The sequence below is a fragment of the Allobaculum sp. JKK-2023 genome (genome assembly GCF_034745455.1).
Taxonomy (GTDB): domain Bacteria; phylum Bacillota_I; class Bacilli_A; order Erysipelotrichales; family Erysipelotrichaceae; genus Allobaculum.
Map to the genome: position 1 here is coordinate 3314417 of NZ_JAYERV010000003.1, position 16410 is coordinate 3330826.

14 protein-coding genes are annotated in these 16410 nt (G+C 45.1%); 8 read left to right on the plus strand and 6 right to left on the minus strand.

What is annotated here, in order from left to right:
• Nucleotides 1-84: 84 nt before the first annotated feature.
• From U4956_RS13350 to U4956_RS13360, 3 genes are all read right to left on the minus strand, one after another.
• Nucleotides 85-786, minus strand: a complete 702-nt coding sequence (locus tag U4956_RS13350) for a hypothetical protein (RefSeq protein WP_323091182.1) — start codon at nucleotides 784-786, stop codon at nucleotides 85-87.
• Complete coding sequence (locus tag U4956_RS13355; RefSeq protein ID WP_323091183.1) at nucleotides 737-1165, minus strand: IS607 family transposase; 429 nt, start codon at nucleotides 1163-1165, stop codon at nucleotides 737-739. Before U4956_RS13355 ends, U4956_RS13350 begins: the two co-directional genes overlap by 50 nt.
• A 98-nt stretch (nucleotides 1166-1263) precedes the next feature.
• Nucleotides 1264-1395, minus strand: a complete 132-nt coding sequence (locus U4956_RS13360; protein ID WP_323091185.1) for a helix-turn-helix domain-containing protein — start codon at nucleotides 1393-1395, stop codon at nucleotides 1264-1266.
• A gap of 269 nt (nucleotides 1396-1664) precedes the next feature.
• Between U4956_RS13360 and U4956_RS13365 the strand changes: the two genes are divergently transcribed.
• Nucleotides 1665-2324, plus strand: coding sequence for a queuosine precursor transporter (locus tag U4956_RS13365; RefSeq protein WP_323091186.1), 660 nt, complete (start codon nucleotides 1665-1667; stop codon nucleotides 2322-2324).
• Between the two features lie 141 nt (nucleotides 2325-2465).
• Nucleotides 2466-3749 carry a tRNA guanosine(34) transglycosylase Tgt gene (tgt, locus tag U4956_RS13370; protein ID WP_323091188.1) on the plus strand — a complete coding sequence of 428 codons (1284 nt, stop codon included), beginning with the start codon at nucleotides 2466-2468 and terminating at the stop codon, nucleotides 3747-3749.
• A 172-nt stretch (nucleotides 3750-3921) separates the two neighbouring features.
• Here the strand turns inward: tgt and U4956_RS13375 are convergent, their stop codons facing one another.
• On the minus strand, nucleotides 3922-4095 hold the full coding sequence (locus U4956_RS13375; protein ID WP_323091190.1) for a hypothetical protein: 174 nt from the start codon (nucleotides 4093-4095) through the stop codon (nucleotides 3922-3924).
• A gap of 693 nt (nucleotides 4096-4788) precedes the next feature.
• Here U4956_RS13375 and U4956_RS13380 point away from each other — a divergent pair.
• Complete coding sequence (locus U4956_RS13380; protein WP_323091192.1) at nucleotides 4789-4920, plus strand: hypothetical protein; 132 nt, start codon at nucleotides 4789-4791, stop codon at nucleotides 4918-4920.
• Between the two features lie 119 nt (nucleotides 4921-5039).
• Here the strand turns inward: U4956_RS13380 and aspS are convergent, their stop codons facing one another.
• Both aspS and hisS read right to left on the minus strand, forming a co-directional pair.
• The gene (gene aspS / locus U4956_RS13385) at nucleotides 5040-6899 is read right to left on the minus strand and encodes an aspartate--tRNA ligase (protein WP_323091194.1); all 1860 of its coding nucleotides are present in this window, start codon (nucleotides 6897-6899) and stop codon (nucleotides 5040-5042) included.
• A 114-nt stretch (nucleotides 6900-7013) separates the two neighbouring features.
• Nucleotides 7014-8318: a histidine--tRNA ligase gene (hisS, locus tag U4956_RS13390; RefSeq protein ID WP_323091195.1), complete on the minus strand. Its 1305-nt coding sequence runs from the start codon at nucleotides 8316-8318 to the stop codon at nucleotides 7014-7016.
• Between the two features lie 608 nt (nucleotides 8319-8926).
• Here hisS and U4956_RS13395 point away from each other — a divergent pair.
• From U4956_RS13395 to U4956_RS13415, 5 genes are all read left to right on the plus strand, one after another.
• Nucleotides 8927-9655: a FadR/GntR family transcriptional regulator gene (locus U4956_RS13395; RefSeq protein ID WP_323091196.1), complete on the plus strand. Its 729-nt coding sequence runs from the start codon at nucleotides 8927-8929 to the stop codon at nucleotides 9653-9655.
• Nucleotides 9656-9869: 214 nt separating this feature from the next.
• The gene (locus U4956_RS13400) at nucleotides 9870-11213 is read left to right on the plus strand and encodes a gluconate:H+ symporter (RefSeq protein WP_323091198.1); all 1344 of its coding nucleotides are present in this window, start codon (nucleotides 9870-9872) and stop codon (nucleotides 11211-11213) included.
• A 271-nt stretch (nucleotides 11214-11484) separates the two neighbouring features.
• The gene (gene ilvD, locus U4956_RS13405) at nucleotides 11485-13242 is read left to right on the plus strand and encodes a dihydroxy-acid dehydratase (protein ID WP_323091200.1); all 1758 of its coding nucleotides are present in this window, start codon (nucleotides 11485-11487) and stop codon (nucleotides 13240-13242) included.
• A gap of 214 nt (nucleotides 13243-13456) precedes the next feature.
• Entirely contained in the window at nucleotides 13457-13645 is a 189-nt protein-coding gene (locus U4956_RS13410; RefSeq protein ID WP_323091203.1) for a hypothetical protein, read from the plus strand.
• 116 nt (nucleotides 13646-13761) lie between these two features.
• Nucleotides 13762-16023, plus strand: a complete 2262-nt coding sequence (locus U4956_RS13415) for a glycoside hydrolase family 2 protein (protein ID WP_323091205.1) — start codon at nucleotides 13762-13764, stop codon at nucleotides 16021-16023.
• The last annotated feature ends 387 nt before the right edge of the window (nucleotides 16024-16410 follow it).

The following is a 16410-nucleotide window of genomic DNA, read 5'->3' on the forward strand; positions in this document are numbered from 1 at the left end:
TGAGAAAGACAGAACTAATAAAAGCCGCTTAGCTAATATTTTATTAATAATTAGTTAATAATTTATTCAGATTCCTCCTAGAATTTATGAGAGTGCTCCAACATTGAATTCTTTCTGGCTGCCTAAGCTGTGCATAGAAATAAAAGTCGTTCCATTTTTATGCTGGATGCCATATCCATTCTTATCGATCTTCATCCACGTATTTTTATTCGTATGAACTGGCCGAAGGTATTGTCTGTATCTTCTTGCTGCGTGGGCAATGAGTTTGTGGAGCCGCTTAGGATCGCATTGCTGCAGATGGCCATTGACCTCTTTGTTTGAAAATTTTTTGGGGACTTCAAACATTCTTTTTTGAAGGATCTTCTTGAAGACTTTGGGGGATTTAGCCACGTACATGACAACTGCTGCTTCATGGGCCGTCATCTTGTAATCTGCATACAGCTCTTCCTGAATCCGCCTGAAGATTTCTTCATCCATAGACTTGCGGTTCGTTACTGCAGAATGCAAAGCCATTGTCCATAGCCAGGATGGAAGCATTCCATCAGGAAAAGCGACCCCAGTTACTTTTGCAACATGAGTCGTGATGTCTTTTAACACCTGCTTTTGCTTGCGCAGATCGTCCCGGATCTTTTCTGCACTTCGTCCATAAGAATTGATGGAACAGGCAATAGGAGAGAGCAGGTTATAGGTTTCCATGTAAGCAGTAAACAAATTCTCGGCGAACATCTGCTGGTCATCATTCAATTTGATTGAAACCATCTGAATCGTTTTCTTCGATTTGCTCATCTGCTCCATCTCCTTTCAGCAGCCGTTTACTTTCCTCAATGATTTTTTTACTCTTGTTGCTTCTGGAGCCATACAGCCGTCCTGAAAATACAGTAATGATCGCAATCAAGTCATCTGTTAATTCCTGGGCGCTGTTTCTTTCTTTGCCCTGGTTAAGAACTACGATTTCTGTATCCATCTTTTTGGCAATGTATTCAATCAACTCAAAGCCAAAACGAAGAAGCCTGTCTTTGTGGGGAATGACAATATGGCTGATCTTTCGATCCAGTAAAAGGTCGATCAGTTTTAAAAGTCCCGGCTTTTTATAGTTCATCCCAGATCCAGTATCTTCAATGATTTGATATTTCCAGCCTTGCTTTTGCATATAGATTTCAACCACATCTGCTTGTCTTTAAGGTCATCTTTTCTCTTTTTGGTTGAAACCCGGCAATAGCCAACGGCCATTCGTTCCGGAAGAGCAGGAGCTTTGCCAATGTATTAATCCATTTCTTCCTGGTCAAACATGTAGTGTCCGCCAATAGAGCGATGGGCGGGCATTCCATCTTCAATCATTTTGTACAAGGCGTGCCTGGCAACCCCAAGGTATTTGCAGGCTTGTGACGTCTTCATTCTCATGGATTTATAATAACACATCTATATTCATTAAAAATTGTTTTTTCCTTAAAACCCAATATAACCAACTGTTAAAATCCGTTTGATCATTCAGGATCGTCTTAAAGCCGAAACAGCATCTGGAAATTGGTGTTTTTGGGAATTGGTTCGTTTGACAAAGAGAAATTTCAGAAAATACCGCGGATAGCGGATAATGGTATCCAGTCCATAAAATTGAAAGCGCTCCAGACAGGGAAGTAAGCAGAAATCTGTCTATACTAAAAGGTATGAACGACAGAAAATTAAAATTACTGATCTACTTTACGGCATTAAGTGCCGGAACACTGCTGATTTCCAATCTCAGTGCGATCAAGCTCTGGAATCTGGCGGGAATTGCGGTAGATGGCGGACTGGTTTTGTTTCCGCTGACCTATATTCTTGGCGACTTGATCATCGAGCTGTTTGGCAAGAAAATTGCAACTCGGGTGATCCTGTCAGGCTTTCTGGTCAATCTGATTGCGGTTGTGGTTTTTTATGCGGTTATTGCACTGCCCCCTTATCCGGGATGGGATCTGCAGGAAGCCTTTGCTTCCGTTCTTGGTTTTTCGCCAAGAATCATTCTGGGTTCTCTTTGCGGATATCTGCTGTCCAACCTGTTAAACAACTATCTGTTTATCAAGATGAAATCCTCCAACTCGATCTTTGCTCACAGCTTTATTGCCCGTGCCTTATGTTCAAGTGCATTTGCGCATATTCTGGATTCAGCAACGTTTGAAACCATCGCATTTATCGGGGTGCTTCCGTTTAACGAATTCCTTGCGCAGGCAGTTTTTGCTTATATACTAGGGATGGGCTTGGAACTGATTCTTTCCCCAGTTGAAGCCGTAATCCAGAAAAAACTGGCTGTCTATCTCAGCCATGATCCAAAAGAAGCAGCCAAGGCTTAGCCGGCCGCTTAATTTTCAGCCCTTTCCAGGTTGATTTGTCGGATCGAAGTAGTCAGCCTCAAAAAAATAGAACGAACCAGAAGACTGGATTTCTTTATCCAAACAAAGAGATCCAGTCTTTTGTTCAGAAAGGAGTTTTCTATGCAGGAAGAAATAAAAAGCACCGTCCAGACCGAAGCGTCTGACCATAATTCTGCTCCAGAATTAAAAGGATTAAGCTTTGATATCGAAGCCCGGATTCCCGGCCAGTTAGGACGGGCGGGCACCATTCATACACCGCATGGCGACATCAAAACACCAGCCTTTATGTGCGTTGGCACACATGGAGAAGTCCGCTTTTTAAGCATGGATGATCTGCACTCCATCTATGCGCAGGCCATGCTTTCCAATGGATATCACTTGCGAAACAAATCTTATGAGATTGCCAAAAATGGCGGCCTGGCCAAGTGGTCCGGCTGGAATGGACCGACCTTAACGGACTCCGGCGGTTTCCAGGTGATGTCACTTGGCAGCGGCATTGGAAAAGTGGTCTCGATGGAGCGTGAAAAAGAAGTGACCAATGCTCCGAAAAAAGACCGCCTGGCGATTGTGACGGAAGATGGCATCCATTTCCATGATCCGTTTACAGATCAGGATGACTTCATTGGCCCCAAAGAATCTATGGATATCCAGAACCGAATCGGTGCCGATATTCATATGGCATTCGATGAACTGACTTCACTGGCGGATTCATATGAGTACAATGTCGAAGCCCTGGCCAGAACAGAACGCTGGGCCCAGATTTCTTTGGAAGAACATAAAAAACATCGCGATGATCTGGGCTATCGCCAGTCTTTGTATGGGGTTCTGCAAGGAGGGCGCTGGGAAGATTTACGTCGTTCCACGGCCAGAAAACTGGGAGCCATGGACTTTGACGGTTATGGTCTTGGCGGCGCATTTCTGAAAAGTGACCTGCACAACATTTTGCGCTGGTGCAATGAAGAACTGCCAGAAGGCAAGCCTCGTCATCTGCTCGGTCTGTCCCGTCCAGATGACATTCTGATCGGATCGGAAAACGGTGCTGATACATTTGATTGTGTTGCCCCGACTCGTGAGGCCAGACACGGTCGAATTTACACGAAATACGGTTATATCAATATTGAAAAGTTTGCTAACAGTGATCAACTGCTTGATGAGGGCTGCGACTGTCCCGTCTGCAAAGCAGGCTGGACCCGTGGTCAGCTGCGGGATTGGTTAAAGAGCCAGGATCCGGAAGACAGAGCCCGCTACTTCAATCTGGCCAGCATTCACAACCTTCGTTTTACGCTTCGTTTAACGGAAGAAATCCGCCAGGCAATTCTCGATGGCCGATTTGAAGAATATAAAAAAGAATTTATGTCCAATTACTATGGACATTCCCCTAAAGGAGCCGCAAAGCCAGAATAGCTGCTCTTTTTTGTGAGAAGGACTTTTGGTCTGGAATCTTGACGACCTCACTTAAAAAATGCCCTGCGCAGCCAGAAAAAATTCTGGAATGCGCAGGGCTTGATTTTTGAAAAGAGAAATGGATTCCTTTCATTCCACAGATGGATATTTCAGTATGAATGCGGATTGAAGATCAGTTTTCTGAAGAAACAGTTGATGAATCTGCATTTTTGCTGGACCAGTAAGAATTATATTCATCCAGTTTCATCATGGATTCTTCTTCTGATTCCGGCTGGGAAGAAGAGCATCCGCCAATGAGCAAAGCAAAACCGCAAAGCGCAGCCAGCCCGAGTTTTCGAAATGTCATAGTTTTTTTCTCCTTTTGAGTTTTGTATTTATTTTACTATTTAAAAACTGCGGTGTAAATGTCAAATACATTGACTCTATTGTACTGTAGGTGGGCTTTCAGATCGAAAAAAGGGGGACGCCCTCTTTTTGTTACTGTTCACACCCTATACCAGGGCACGACGAAAAGCCGGGAGTTATATCCCTTTTTTCGAGGGATCAAATTCCGGTTTATTTTTTTCTGGAGGGTTTTCTAGAAGACTTCCTTAGCCTCTGTATACAGCTTTCTGCCATTGTATACAGCTTTCTGCCATGCCTCTTCCCAGCATGCAGAAGGCTTGCCATATTGCAGGAATCAGAAAGACTCTGATCGTTCTGGAAATGATCACAGGTTTTCGTTTTTCGCTTAACCTGTCTGGCAAGCATCTTTGAATGTTATCCGAAATTTCGGATAAATAGTAGTTTTCCAATCTCAATAAGTCTAATCACTTACTTTATGCATACGGAAATATGAAAAACATCCTCCTTCAGATTATTCCAGAGGGGTGTGAACAGTAACCCGGATCAGGAGCTTGCAAAACTATCGAGAGGGGGATAGCTTGACAACCGCATTTCGTGTTGATATCTTCAGGCTACTAATTGGGGTTGTCAACAGTTGTTGACGGGTCCCCCGAGCGGGGGGAGCTATTCCCCCTTTTTTTTATTAAGAGGGCTTATGAGTGGTGCAGATGAACTGAGCATTTTTATAGATAAATCTGGAGATATTGGCGCATCGGCAGCAAATTCTATTCCTATCATCCACTTTGTCTTTGATTTTTATACAAAGTTTGAGGTCATATTTTTCTAGCTAAATGACATTGAACTCAACCTAATAAAATGAAACGAAAAAAACTGAATCAGGCTTTTGGATAAGCCAGATTCAGTTTTTCTTGGAATAGAGACTGGGAAGGAATCCGAAATAAGAACTTACTTCTGGGATTCTTTCCAGGCACGGATTTCATTCAGGGAGACTTCGATTTCTTCACCATCCGATAAAGTGACTGGAATACTTCCTTCTTTGTAGGATTCGAAGAATTTACGGTCTTTAGGTTCAATGTTGACTGCCAGGTCGAGTTCATCGAGCTGAACTGGATCAACAAGGTTTGGCGCATCGGACATTGGATCGCGGGCCGAAGCGTTTTTCGGGAAGGCAATGACATCCCGGATGGAGTCAGTGCCGGCAAGGATCATCGCAACCCGGTCCAGACCGAAGGCTAAGCCGCCATGGGGAGGCGTTCCATACTGGAAGGCGTCAATGAAGAAGCCAAATTTCTGTTGAGTCTGTTCTGGTGTGAAGCCAAGAACTTCAAAAATCTTATCTTGCAGATCCTGTTCGTAAATACGCATGGATCCACCACCAAGTTCATAACCGTTCAGAACACAGTCGTAGGCATTTGTTTTGACTTTGCCTGGGTCAGTGTCGAGTAATGGGATATCTTCGCGTTTTGGCATCGTGAAAGGGTGATGCTGGGAAACCCAGCGGTTTTCGGTTTCAGACCATTCGAACATTGGAAAGTCAACCACCCATAAGAAGGAGAATTCGTCTTTCTTCTTCAGGCTTTTTTCAGCTGCAATATCGTTTCGCAAAGCACCTAAAGCAGTGCAGGTTTTCAGCCATGGATCAGAAACGATCAGTATGCTTCCGCCCTCTTGAACCTGGCTGGCACTGGCAAGTGCTTCGAGTTCTTCTGGTTTTAAAGATTTAACAGCAGAACCGGAGAACGTCCCGTCTTTGTATTTAAGAACAACCAGACCACTGGATCCGTTTTTGCGCGCATCAGCAGTGAGTTTCTTGATTTCCTTATTGGATGGAGCAAAGTCATCGACAACGATACCCTTGATCACACCGCCATTTTCAATGGCATGTTTGAAAGGAACAAATTCACTGTCTTTAAACAGATCCGTGAAGTCCTGCAGTTCCATACCAAAACGGTTATCTGGTTTATCAGAACCATAACGGTTCATAGCCTCTTCCCAACTCAGGCGTAAGAATGGGGTTGGGATATCAAGACCTTTAACGTCTTTCATCAGCTTTTTGAGCATATCTTCCATCATGGACAAAATCTGGTTTTCATCCAGGAAGGATGTTTCGATATCGAGCTGGGTAAAGTCGGTCTGACGGTCGGCCCGTAAATCCTCATCGCGAAAGCACCGGGCAAACTGATAGTAGCGTTCCATGCCGGCAATCATCAACAGCTGCTTGTAAAGCTGAGGAGACTGGGGCAGGGCATAGAAAGTACCGGGATGGACACGGCTTGGAACCAGGAAGTCACGGGCGCCTTCTGGTGTCGAACGGCCAAGAACCGGCGTTTCAACTTCGACAAAGTCATGGTTATCCAGGAATTCTCGTAAAGAACGGACAATGGCAGCCCGTTCCATGAGATTTTTCTGCATGATCGGGCGGCGCAAGTCGAGATAGCGATATTTCATCCGGGTATCTTCGAGCGCATCTGTTTCGTCTGCAATGATTAATGGAGTCACTTTTGCCGGGTTGACGATTTCGACATCATTGACAATGACTTCAATATCACCAGTTGGCAGCTGCGGATTCTTGTCTTTTCTTTCCTTGACAATGCCTTTGACGTGCAGCACATATTCCTGCCGGACGTCTTTCAGTTTGTCATTAAAGCTTTCGTCAAACACCAGCTGCACAAGACCAGAGCGGTCGCGCAGGTCGATAAAGTTCATTGCGCCAAAATTTCGTTTTTTCGAAACCCAGCCGACCAGTTCAACGGCCTGGCCTTCGTTTTCAAGACGCAGGGTTCCATTGTGATGGCTTCTATTCATAAATCTAAGTTCATTCCTTTCGGGCCTGATTCAATCATCAGGCAATCAGTGATGGCAGTTTATTTCTGTCTTCAGTTGAATCTAAAACAAGCCTGCCAAGGGCAGTGTGCAGGATCAGTTGTGATGGTAATGTTCTTCCTCTTCTTCGTCCACCAGGGCACGATCGAGGTAGTCGATCAGTTCATCGACAGGTATTGTGATCTGTTCTTTGGTTGCCTTGTTTTTAACAGTAACTGTACCGTCTTTGGCTTCGTCTTCACCAATTAACAGATTGAAACGGGCTTTTGCCCGATCAGCAGCCTTGAACTGGCCCTTAAAGGATTTCTGCATGAAATCCATGTCACTTCGAAATCCATTGCTGCGAAGAGCAGTCAGGATTTCAAAGGCGTAATCGCGGGCTTCCGGGTTGAGAACCATGACATATGCATCCAGAGCTGGCTTACCGCCAAGATCGATCCCTTCGGCTTCTAAGGCTAACAGAAGACGCTCTTCACCAAGAGCCCAGCCAATACCGGACTGTTCCGGTCCGCCAAAATACGGGATCAGGTTGTCGTAGCGTCCACCTGCCAACAAAGTGGCCTGTGCGCCCATATTCTTGTCTTCAGAGACGATTTCAAAAACAGTGTGGGTATAGTAATCCAGACCGCGAACCAGATTCGGGTCGATCCGGTATGGAATTTCCATTTCATCCAGAAGACTGGTGACGGTCTCAAAATACTCGCGGCTTTCCTCATTGAGGTAGTCAGCCATAATTGGAGCATTTTTCATGCATTCTTTATCGTGGTCGATTTTGCAGTCAAGCAGACGTAATGGGTTCTGTTCATAACGACGCTTGCAGTCGGCACAAAGATCGTCAACATACGGTGCAAAGTATTCTTTTAGCGCAGCCCGATAATCAGCTCTGGATTGGTCATCACCGAGCGTGTTGAGCAGAATGGTAATGTTCTGAAGACCTAAAGCCTTAAGAATAGAATACGCCATCACCATGACTTCTACGTCGGCATACGGACTTTTCAGACCGAGAGATTCAACTCCAAACTGGTTAAAAATGCGCAGTCTGCCTTTCTGCGGTCTTTCATGACGGTGCATTGGACCACAGTAATACAGTTTTACAGGCAGATCCGGGCTGGAATACATTTTATTTTCTACATATGAACGAACAACACCCGCTGTTCCTTCAGGACGAAGTGTAAGAGATGTATTCGAGTTGGCTGGCACGAAGGTATACATTTCCTTGTTGACCATGTCACTGGAATCGTTCTCGCGCTTGAAAACGTTGGTATGCTCAAAGATCGGAGTCCGGATTTCATCAAAGTCGTACAGATAACAGAAGTGGCGAAGCAGTTTTTCGAGCTGCTGCCATCTGTATCCATCATCGCCATAGATATCCTGGGTTCCTCTTGGAATCTGATAACTCATATTTTCCCCTCCAAACCAAAAGCAGGACTCCCATCAAAGGATTCCTGTTTGAGTCACTACGCAAAATCTTACTATACTTTTGGGAAGTTTTATAAAGATGAGGCTTGTTTATCGCTTTTACGATCATTCTTTCCAAAATGGAAAGGATACAAAGACCCTGTCAGGCCCGGTACAGACCAAAAAGCAGAAAATGAGCAGTCAAACAAAGGATGATCAGTACATCTAGATTCGGTATATAGATTCAGTATATAGATAAGGAAAAGAAATAAGCCGGACTGATAAACGACAAGTGTGGCGAAGGTCGAGGAATAAGCAGAAAGAAATCAGTTTTCGTATGCATATCCCTCTGCCTGGATCGAGAAGGCAGGTTGAGTAGAAATTCAAGTTTAAAATGGTTGGAAAAAACAGGCAGATTTCATTTGGCTGCCCCAATTTGTCGATTTTTCGTTAATATAAAATCATCAGACAGATTTGTTTGACATTGTTTCAATTCGTGCAGACAAACTGTCTTTTGCAGATCGAATCAAACAATTCTGGGCAGTCAAAAAAGACCGGAAAGGTCGTTTCATAACCAGAATTTGCAGTCCAGACGAAAGAAGATGGAAAGAATGGAGAACAAACAGACTAAATATGACAGACGTCCGCTGACCAGGCAGATTGAAGAAGAACTCATGAATTACATTCAGAATGAAGAACTGGCCGTGGGCATGAAAATTCCCAATGAATTTGAACTGGCAGAACGATTTAAAGTCGGCCGCAGCACGGTTCGGGAAGCGATTCGTTCACTGGCCGCCCAGGGAATTCTGGAGGTGCGCCGTGGTTCTGGCACCTATGTGAAAAGCCGGGAGCCGATTCAGGATGATCCACTTGGCCTCAACCAGATTGAAGATGAATATGCCAAAGCAATGGATATTTTAGAAGTGCGCCTGATGCTTGAACCGGAAATTGCCGCAAATGCAGCTAAGAATGCGACCGAAGAAGATAAGCAGAAGCTCAAACAGCTATGCGATGAAACCGAAGCGCTCTATGTATTGAAGGAGGATCATACCCATAAAGACAGTGAATTTCATTCCCAGATTGCCAAATGCTCCAAAAATCAGGTGGTTGAAAATCTGATCCCGATCATTACCGCCGGAATTCAGAAGTTCATTGTCCTGACTGGGCGCAAGCTTCAAAACGAGACGATTGAGACCCATCGGGCGATTACAAATGCCATTTTAAACGGGGACCCCAATGGAGCCAGATATGCCATGATCATGCACCTCAATTACAATCGCCTGGCTTTACAGGAAAGAATCAACAATAACCCGCAGAATAATCAGACATCTAATCACTGATCTTTTGATGAAAACCCAAATTAACCCATGAATCCTCAAAAAGATTCGAAGAACATGGCCTGATCTTGTGATCAGGTCTTTTTATTTTGGGAATAAAATGTGATTTTCGGAAATATTTGTCTGATGATTGACTCTAGAATCCGCTTTCAATAAACTGATGATGTACAAAAGATATGACGTCATACAAATGGAAGAAAGATGAAGGAGATAAATGATGACCTTAGATCCTACGCGCTTAGTGATTGCGGCTCTGGTCGGGCTGGCAATTCTGCTGCTGCTGATTATCAAGTTTAAAGTTCAGGCGATGATCTCGATTCTAATTGGTGCTTTATCGATCGGTCTGATCGCCGGAATGCCCCTGGAAGAAATTATTCGCTCTGTCGATGATGGAATTGGAAATACATTGAAAGGAATTGCCTTGCTCGTGGGACTCGGATCCATGTTTGGCGCAATACTGGAAGTTTCTGGCGGAGCTCAGTCGATTGCGGTCAATCTGGTGAAATGGTTTGGCGATAAAAAAGCGGCCTGGGCGTTAGGCATTACTGGTCTTGTGATTGCCATGCCGGTATTCTTTGATGCAGGGCTGATCATTCTGATTCCGCTGGCTTTCTCGCTGGCTAAGAAAACGCATCGTTCGTCTTTGTATTACGTAATTCCTTTGTTAGCCGGTCTGGCTGTCGGCCACGCCTTTATTCCCCCAACCCCTGGACCTGTTCTGGTTTCAACGATGCTTGGCGTCGATTTAGGCTGGGTGATCCTGGTTGGACTTGCCTGTGGAACCGTTGCGATGATTGTCGCCGGACCGATCTGGGGATCGATCTGCGGAAAGAAATACTTTGTCCCAGTTCCCGAGCATGTACAGAATGCGAAAGACTTTGATGAATCCAAGCTGCCAAAATTTGGCACAATTGTAACGATTATCTTAATTCCGCTGGTTTTGATCATTATGAGCTCAGTCACCGGTATTGTTGAACCACTGAAATTCTTGAATCCGATTTTCAACTTTCTGGGAACACCATTTGTCGCGCTGCTGATCGCAACGGTTGTGGCGATGTTTTTACTGGGTGTCCGCCACGGTTATTCCATGGAAGAATTAGAAAAAGTCATGACCAAATCCCTGGAACCTACTGGTCTGATTTTGCTGGTGACTGCCTGCGGCGGGGTGCTCCGCTATATTTTGCAGTATTCTGGCATGGGGGATCTGATTGGAAATGCAGTGGCAAGCATGAATCTGCCATTGGTCATTCTGGCTTTCATCATCGCTGCCCTGGTTCGAATCTGTGTTGGATCTTCAACAGTTGCGATGACCATGGCTGCTGGAATTGTTGCCGCTTTACCTGGAATTTCTGAACTCTCTCCGCTGTATCTTGCCTGCGTTACCGCAGCCGTTGCAGGGGGAAGCACAGTCTGCTCTCATTTCAATGACTCTGGATTCTGGCTGGTGAAATCGCTGGTTGGCATGGATGAGAAGACGACCCTGAAAACCTGGACAGTGATGGAAACCCTGGTTGGAACCACTGGCTTTCTGGTGGCTCTGGTGATTTCTTTCTTTGCCTGAGTGCTGTCTGAATCGAATGCAAATTTTGAAGGTTTTATAAGCAGCTGGCCCATTCTGGTTCAGTCTGAATACACTAGAGAAGAGAAGATAAAGCAAGATTGGACTTTGTCTGTCTCTTGTCTCCTGTCTGTGGAATGCAAGGTTCAGAAATTAAGAAAACGGATCAAGTAAACAGAAAAGATCGGTCAATGCATAACGAATTCAAAAAGAAAAGATAAACAGAAATAACATAGAGAATAAACACAATAAATACATAGAAAAGAGGAATATTATGAAAAAGTTAATCAGTCAGGAAATGCGCAAACTCGCTCCTGAACTTGATCCCCTTCGTATTGGAACGGGATGGACACCAGAAGAACTCTCAAAACCACAGATTTTCATCGAGAGCACCTTCGGTGATTCTCATCCGGGCAGTGGTCATCTGGATAAACTGGTCAACAGAGTCCGGATGGGTGTCGCAAAAGCGGGTGGTCATGGAGCACGTTATTTCGTAACGGATATGTGTGATGGAGAAAGCCAGGGAACAGATGGCATCAACTACTCGCTGGCGTCTCGTGAAATGATCGCAAACATGATCGAGATCCAGGCCAATGCCACTCCGTTTGATGCCGGCGTGTATCTGGCGTCCTGCGATAAAGGTCTGCCCGGTAATTTAATGGGCCTTTGCCGGGTGAATATTCCTTCCATTGTCGTTTCCGGTGGAACAATGAATGCCGGTCCGGAAATGTTAACGCTTGAACAGCTGGGCATGTACTCAGCCCAATATGAGCGCGGCGAAATTGATGAAGAAAAACTGAACTGGGCCAAACAGAATGCCTGCCCAAGCTGCGGCGCCTGCTCCTTTATCGGAACGGCTTCAACGATGCAGATCATGGCAGAAGCGTTAGGCTTGTCTTTACCGGGATCCGCTCTGATGCCGGCAACCAGTCCGGATTTGCTTGACTATGCGCAAAAAGCCGGCGAAAGAGCTGTGGAAATGGCTCATGAAGAGGGCATGCGTCCTTCAGAGATTGTGACCATGGACAGTTTTGAAAATGCGATCCTGGTTCATGCAGCCATTTCCGGATCAACCAACTCGCTGCTGCATATCCCGGCGATTGCTCATGAACTGGGAATTGAAATTACCGGAGATACATTCGATCGTCTCCACCGCAATGCCCGATATCTGTTAGACATTCGTCCAGCCGGTAAATGGCCTGCAGAAGTGTTCTATTATGCAGGCGGTGTGCCAGCCATCATGGAAGAAATCAAGGATCATCTTCACCTGGATGCGATGACTGTGACCGGAAAGACGGTGGGTGAAAACCTGGAAGACCTGAAAAAAGACGGTTTCTATGAACGTTGCGAAAAATGGCTCGAGGATTTCAACAAACGCTACAACGTTCATGTGACCCGTTCGGATATCATTCGTCCATACGATCATCCAATTGGAACGGATGGATCGATTGCCGTCCTGAAAGGCAACCTGGCTCCAGAAGGTGCAGTGATCAAACATACAGCCTGCCCAAAAGAAATGTTTAAAGCCATTCTTCGCGCCCGTCCTTTTGACAGTGAAGAAGAATGTCTGGATGCTGTATTGAACCACAAAGTCCAGAAAGGCGATGCAGTCTTTATCCGTTATGAAGGACCAAAAGGGTCCGGCATGCCGGAAATGTTCTACACCTCAGAAGCAATCAGCTCTGATCAAGAACTCGGCCGCTCGATTGCCCTGATCACAGATGGTCGTTTCTCTGGAGCATCAACGGGTCCAGTCATTGGTCATGTTTCGCCAGAAGCCGCTACCGGCGGTCCAATTGCGCTGGTTGAAGAAAACGACCTGATTGAAGTCGATGTCATGGGCCGCAAGCTCAATATCGTCGGCATCAACGGTGAGCGCAAAACACCAGAAGAAGTCGCACAAGTTCTTGAAGAACGAAAAAAGAACTGGAAACCAAGACCGATGAAATACAAGAATGGAACTCTCAGACTGTTTGCCGCTCATGCGGCCAGCCCGATGAAGGGTGCTTATATGGACTTTGATCAAGACTGAATCTCTCTGGTTAAGTTCTGTTGAGAGTCTTCAGTCTGAAAGTACAGATGAACGCCATTCGGCACCTTTGATTAGCGAACAATTCAGACACTCTGGAATCTGTCCATTTTCCAGGCTCAGCTAAGGCTCCGTTTCGAACGGGGCCTTTTTGATGTTTCGCTGAGTTGTTTCGCAGAGTATAAGAACTGCAGCCTGTCCTTCAGGAAAAAAACAGATGAAGGGATCCTGCCAAAGCTGGGTGGAATTGTCTTTGGCTGCTCCAGACACTAAGAATTATCACAAACGCAAAGCAAGAAAACAAGAAACTCATTTCCCGCCAGAGGGCAGGCAGCCGTGGCAGGCAGACATCACAAATCACGCGGCTAACAGTTTGCCAAATAAAAAAGATATTAATATGACATAAAATAGATGATTTATGTAATCTTTTGCCTGGATATTCAATCGAGTATGGACATTTTCATATAACTAGTAAAATATAGTTAAGCGCGTTCATTGAGACGTATGAAAGAAGGGATTCACATGCGCACTATCACAAATATCAATGAAAACTGGCAGTTCCTCAAAGATCACAAAGCTGGCGAAGCTTTTGAAAATGCTGAAACTGTAAACGTTCCTCATACTTGGAATAACATCGATGGCCAGGATGGCGGAAACGACTACTGGCGTGGTACAAGCACATACCGTAAAACGCTGAAAAATCCAGGACTGGCTGCAGACGAAGAGCTCTGGCTGGAAATCAACGGTGCTAACTCCACAAGCCGTGTTCTGTTCAATGGAAAAGAACTGGCAAAACACGATGGTGGTTATTCGACCTATCGTGTCAATCTGACTGACGAACTTATCGATGGCGATAATGTTCTGGAAGTAGAAGTAGACAACTCCCCCAATGATCACGTCTATCCGCAGCAGGCAGACTTCACATTCTATGGTGGTCTGTACCGTGATGTAAACCTGATCAAAGCCAACAAAGCACACTTCTCTTTAGGCTACTATGGCGGCCTGGGTCTGAAAGTGACTCCAACTGTCTTAGAAGACGGCAAGGGCTCTGTAAGAGTGGAAGCCTTTACAGAAAATGTAAAAGATGGCGACATTGTAGCGGTAACTCTGAAAAACAGACTTGGTGACGTTGTTGCCACAAAAGAAGCTGAAGTCAAAGACAACAAAGCAGATATGAGCTTTGATGTTGACAATATCCACCTGTGGGATGGTGTTGATGATCCATATCTGTACACCATCATTGCCCGACTGAAACAGAATGGCGAAGCGATTGATGAAGTTTCGACTAGAATCGGTTTCCGTACATTTGAAATCGACCCACAGAAAGGCTTCTTTTTGAACAGCCGTCCTTACCAGCTGGTTGGTACTGCCCGTCATCAGGACTGGCAGGGTCTTGGCAACGCCTTAACAAAGGAAAACCACGAAATCGATATGCAGAACCTGGTCGACATGGGTGCCAACACCATCCGTGGTGCTCATTACCAGCATGACCAGTACTGGTATGATTTATCTGACGAAAACGGTATGATCATGTGGGCTGAAATTCCATATATTTCCAAACACATGGCAAATCCTGCCGCAAACGAAAATACCAAAGAACAGATGCGTGAACTGGTTGTTCAGAACTACAACCACCCATCTATCGCTTTATGGAGCCTTTCCAATGAAATCTCCATTGGTGGTGAAAGCGAAGATCTGATTAGAAACCACAGAGAACTGAACGACCTCGTTCACTCTATGGACTCCACGCGTAAGACTGTAATGGCTCACGTCAACACCCTGGATCCAAACTCTGAACTCGTTCAGATTCCAGATGTTTCCAGCTACAACCTGTACTTCGGATGGTACTTAGGAAAACTGGATGACAACGATGAATTCTTCGATGAATTCCACGAACGTTTCCCGAACGTTGCAATCGGTCTTTCCGAATTCGGTGCAGACTGCAACCCTGCTTACCACTCTGAAAAACCAGGACGCGGCGACTACACAGAAGACTACCAGGCTCTTTACCATGAACATATCCTGAAAATGATCAAGGCCCGTCCATGGATCTGGGGAACTCACGTATGGAACGGCTTCGACTTCGCAGCCGATGCCCGCAACGAAGGCGGCAAACCAGGCCAGAACCAGAAAGGTCTGACTACATTCGATCGTAAGACCAAAAAAGATGGCTGGTACATCTATAAAGCTTACATGTCCAAAGATCCATTTGTTCATCTGACAAAGAAGAGATATGTAAACCGTGAAAACCCAATGACTGAAGTTAAGGTTTACTCCAATGAACCCGAAGTCACTCTGTATGTGGACGGCAAAAAATTAGAAACCAAGACTGGCGAATATGTCTTCACTTGGGAAGTGCCAATCTCTGGCCGCCACGAAATTAAGGCGGTTGGCACCAAACCAGAAATCTGCGACGAAATGGTGATCCAGAAAGTCGACGAAAAAGATCCTGACTACATCGTAGAAGGCGGAAGTGTCCACAACTGGTTCACTGACGGTATCGAAAAAGAAGGCTTCCTGTCCATCATGGATACATTTGGCGATGTGCTCAAGAGCAAAGAAGCAGCAGCAATCCTGATGCCAGTTCTCGAAGGCATGGGCAGCCTGTTAGGTCCAAGAGATGAAGATTCCGGCAAGACTCCAGAAGAGCTGGCAGAAGAAAAACAGAAAATGGCTCAGATGATGATGAAATTCCCTGTTGAAACGGCTCTGCGCATGTCTGGCGCCATGAAACCAGAAGAAATTGTTGAACTGAACAAAATGCTCAACAAGATCCCTAGATAATTCTGGAGATAATTCTGGCTTTTCCAAAGATTTCTGAAACTTAAGCAAAATATTCCAGTTAGAGGCTATATCTTATTTAAATAAAGTAGATATAGCCTCTTTTTGTATTGGTTGAATACTGTTTTTACTTTTGCAGACCTCATTTTTCTCTTTATGATTTTAAAAACTGGCAAAACCTGTTTGATCAATGACTTGTTCAGGACAAGCCATTCAAAGAAGACAAACAGGGAAAAATACTTGTCATATTCTGTACAATGGAACTTACAGACTGATCCCAGATCTTGATCTGAAAGCTGTCATCGGCCGATCGATGTATATCCATCTCTATGAAGCCGATTTACAGAGAGATATGCAGAGAGCAGATAAATATCAGGCAGTAGATAAATA

Excerpts from the sequence above, each read along its gene's own strand:
- U4956_RS13350 (WP_323091182.1), bottom strand. The coding sequence starts at position 786 with ATGAGCAAATCGAAGAAAACGATTCAGATGGTTTCAATCAAATTGAAT.
- U4956_RS13360 (WP_323091185.1), bottom strand. The coding sequence starts at position 1,395 with ATGAAGACGTCACAAGCCTGCAAATACCTTGGGGTTGCCAGGCACGCC.
- U4956_RS13365 (WP_323091186.1), top strand. The coding sequence starts at position 1,665 with ATGAACGACAGAAAATTAAAATTACTGATCTACTTTACGGCATTAAGT.
- tgt (WP_323091188.1), top strand. The coding sequence starts at position 2,466 with ATGCAGGAAGAAATAAAAAGCACCGTCCAGACCGAAGCGTCTGACCAT.
- U4956_RS13375 (WP_323091190.1), bottom strand. The coding sequence starts at position 4,095 with ATGACATTTCGAAAACTCGGGCTGGCTGCGCTTTGCGGTTTTGCTTTG.
- U4956_RS13380 (WP_323091192.1), top strand. The coding sequence starts at position 4,789 with ATGAGTGGTGCAGATGAACTGAGCATTTTTATAGATAAATCTGGAGAT.
- aspS (WP_323091194.1), bottom strand. The coding sequence starts at position 6,899 with ATGAATAGAAGCCATCACAATGGAACCCTGCGTCTTGAAAACGAAGGC.
- hisS (WP_323091195.1), bottom strand. The coding sequence starts at position 8,318 with ATGAGTTATCAGATTCCAAGAGGAACCCAGGATATCTATGGCGATGAT.
- U4956_RS13395 (WP_323091196.1), top strand. The coding sequence starts at position 8,927 with ATGGAGAACAAACAGACTAAATATGACAGACGTCCGCTGACCAGGCAG.
- U4956_RS13400 (WP_323091198.1), top strand. The coding sequence starts at position 9,870 with ATGACCTTAGATCCTACGCGCTTAGTGATTGCGGCTCTGGTCGGGCTG.
- ilvD (WP_323091200.1), top strand. The coding sequence starts at position 11,485 with ATGAAAAAGTTAATCAGTCAGGAAATGCGCAAACTCGCTCCTGAACTT.
- U4956_RS13410 (WP_323091203.1), top strand. The coding sequence starts at position 13,457 with ATGAAGGGATCCTGCCAAAGCTGGGTGGAATTGTCTTTGGCTGCTCCA.
- U4956_RS13415 (WP_323091205.1), top strand. The coding sequence starts at position 13,762 with ATGCGCACTATCACAAATATCAATGAAAACTGGCAGTTCCTCAAAGAT.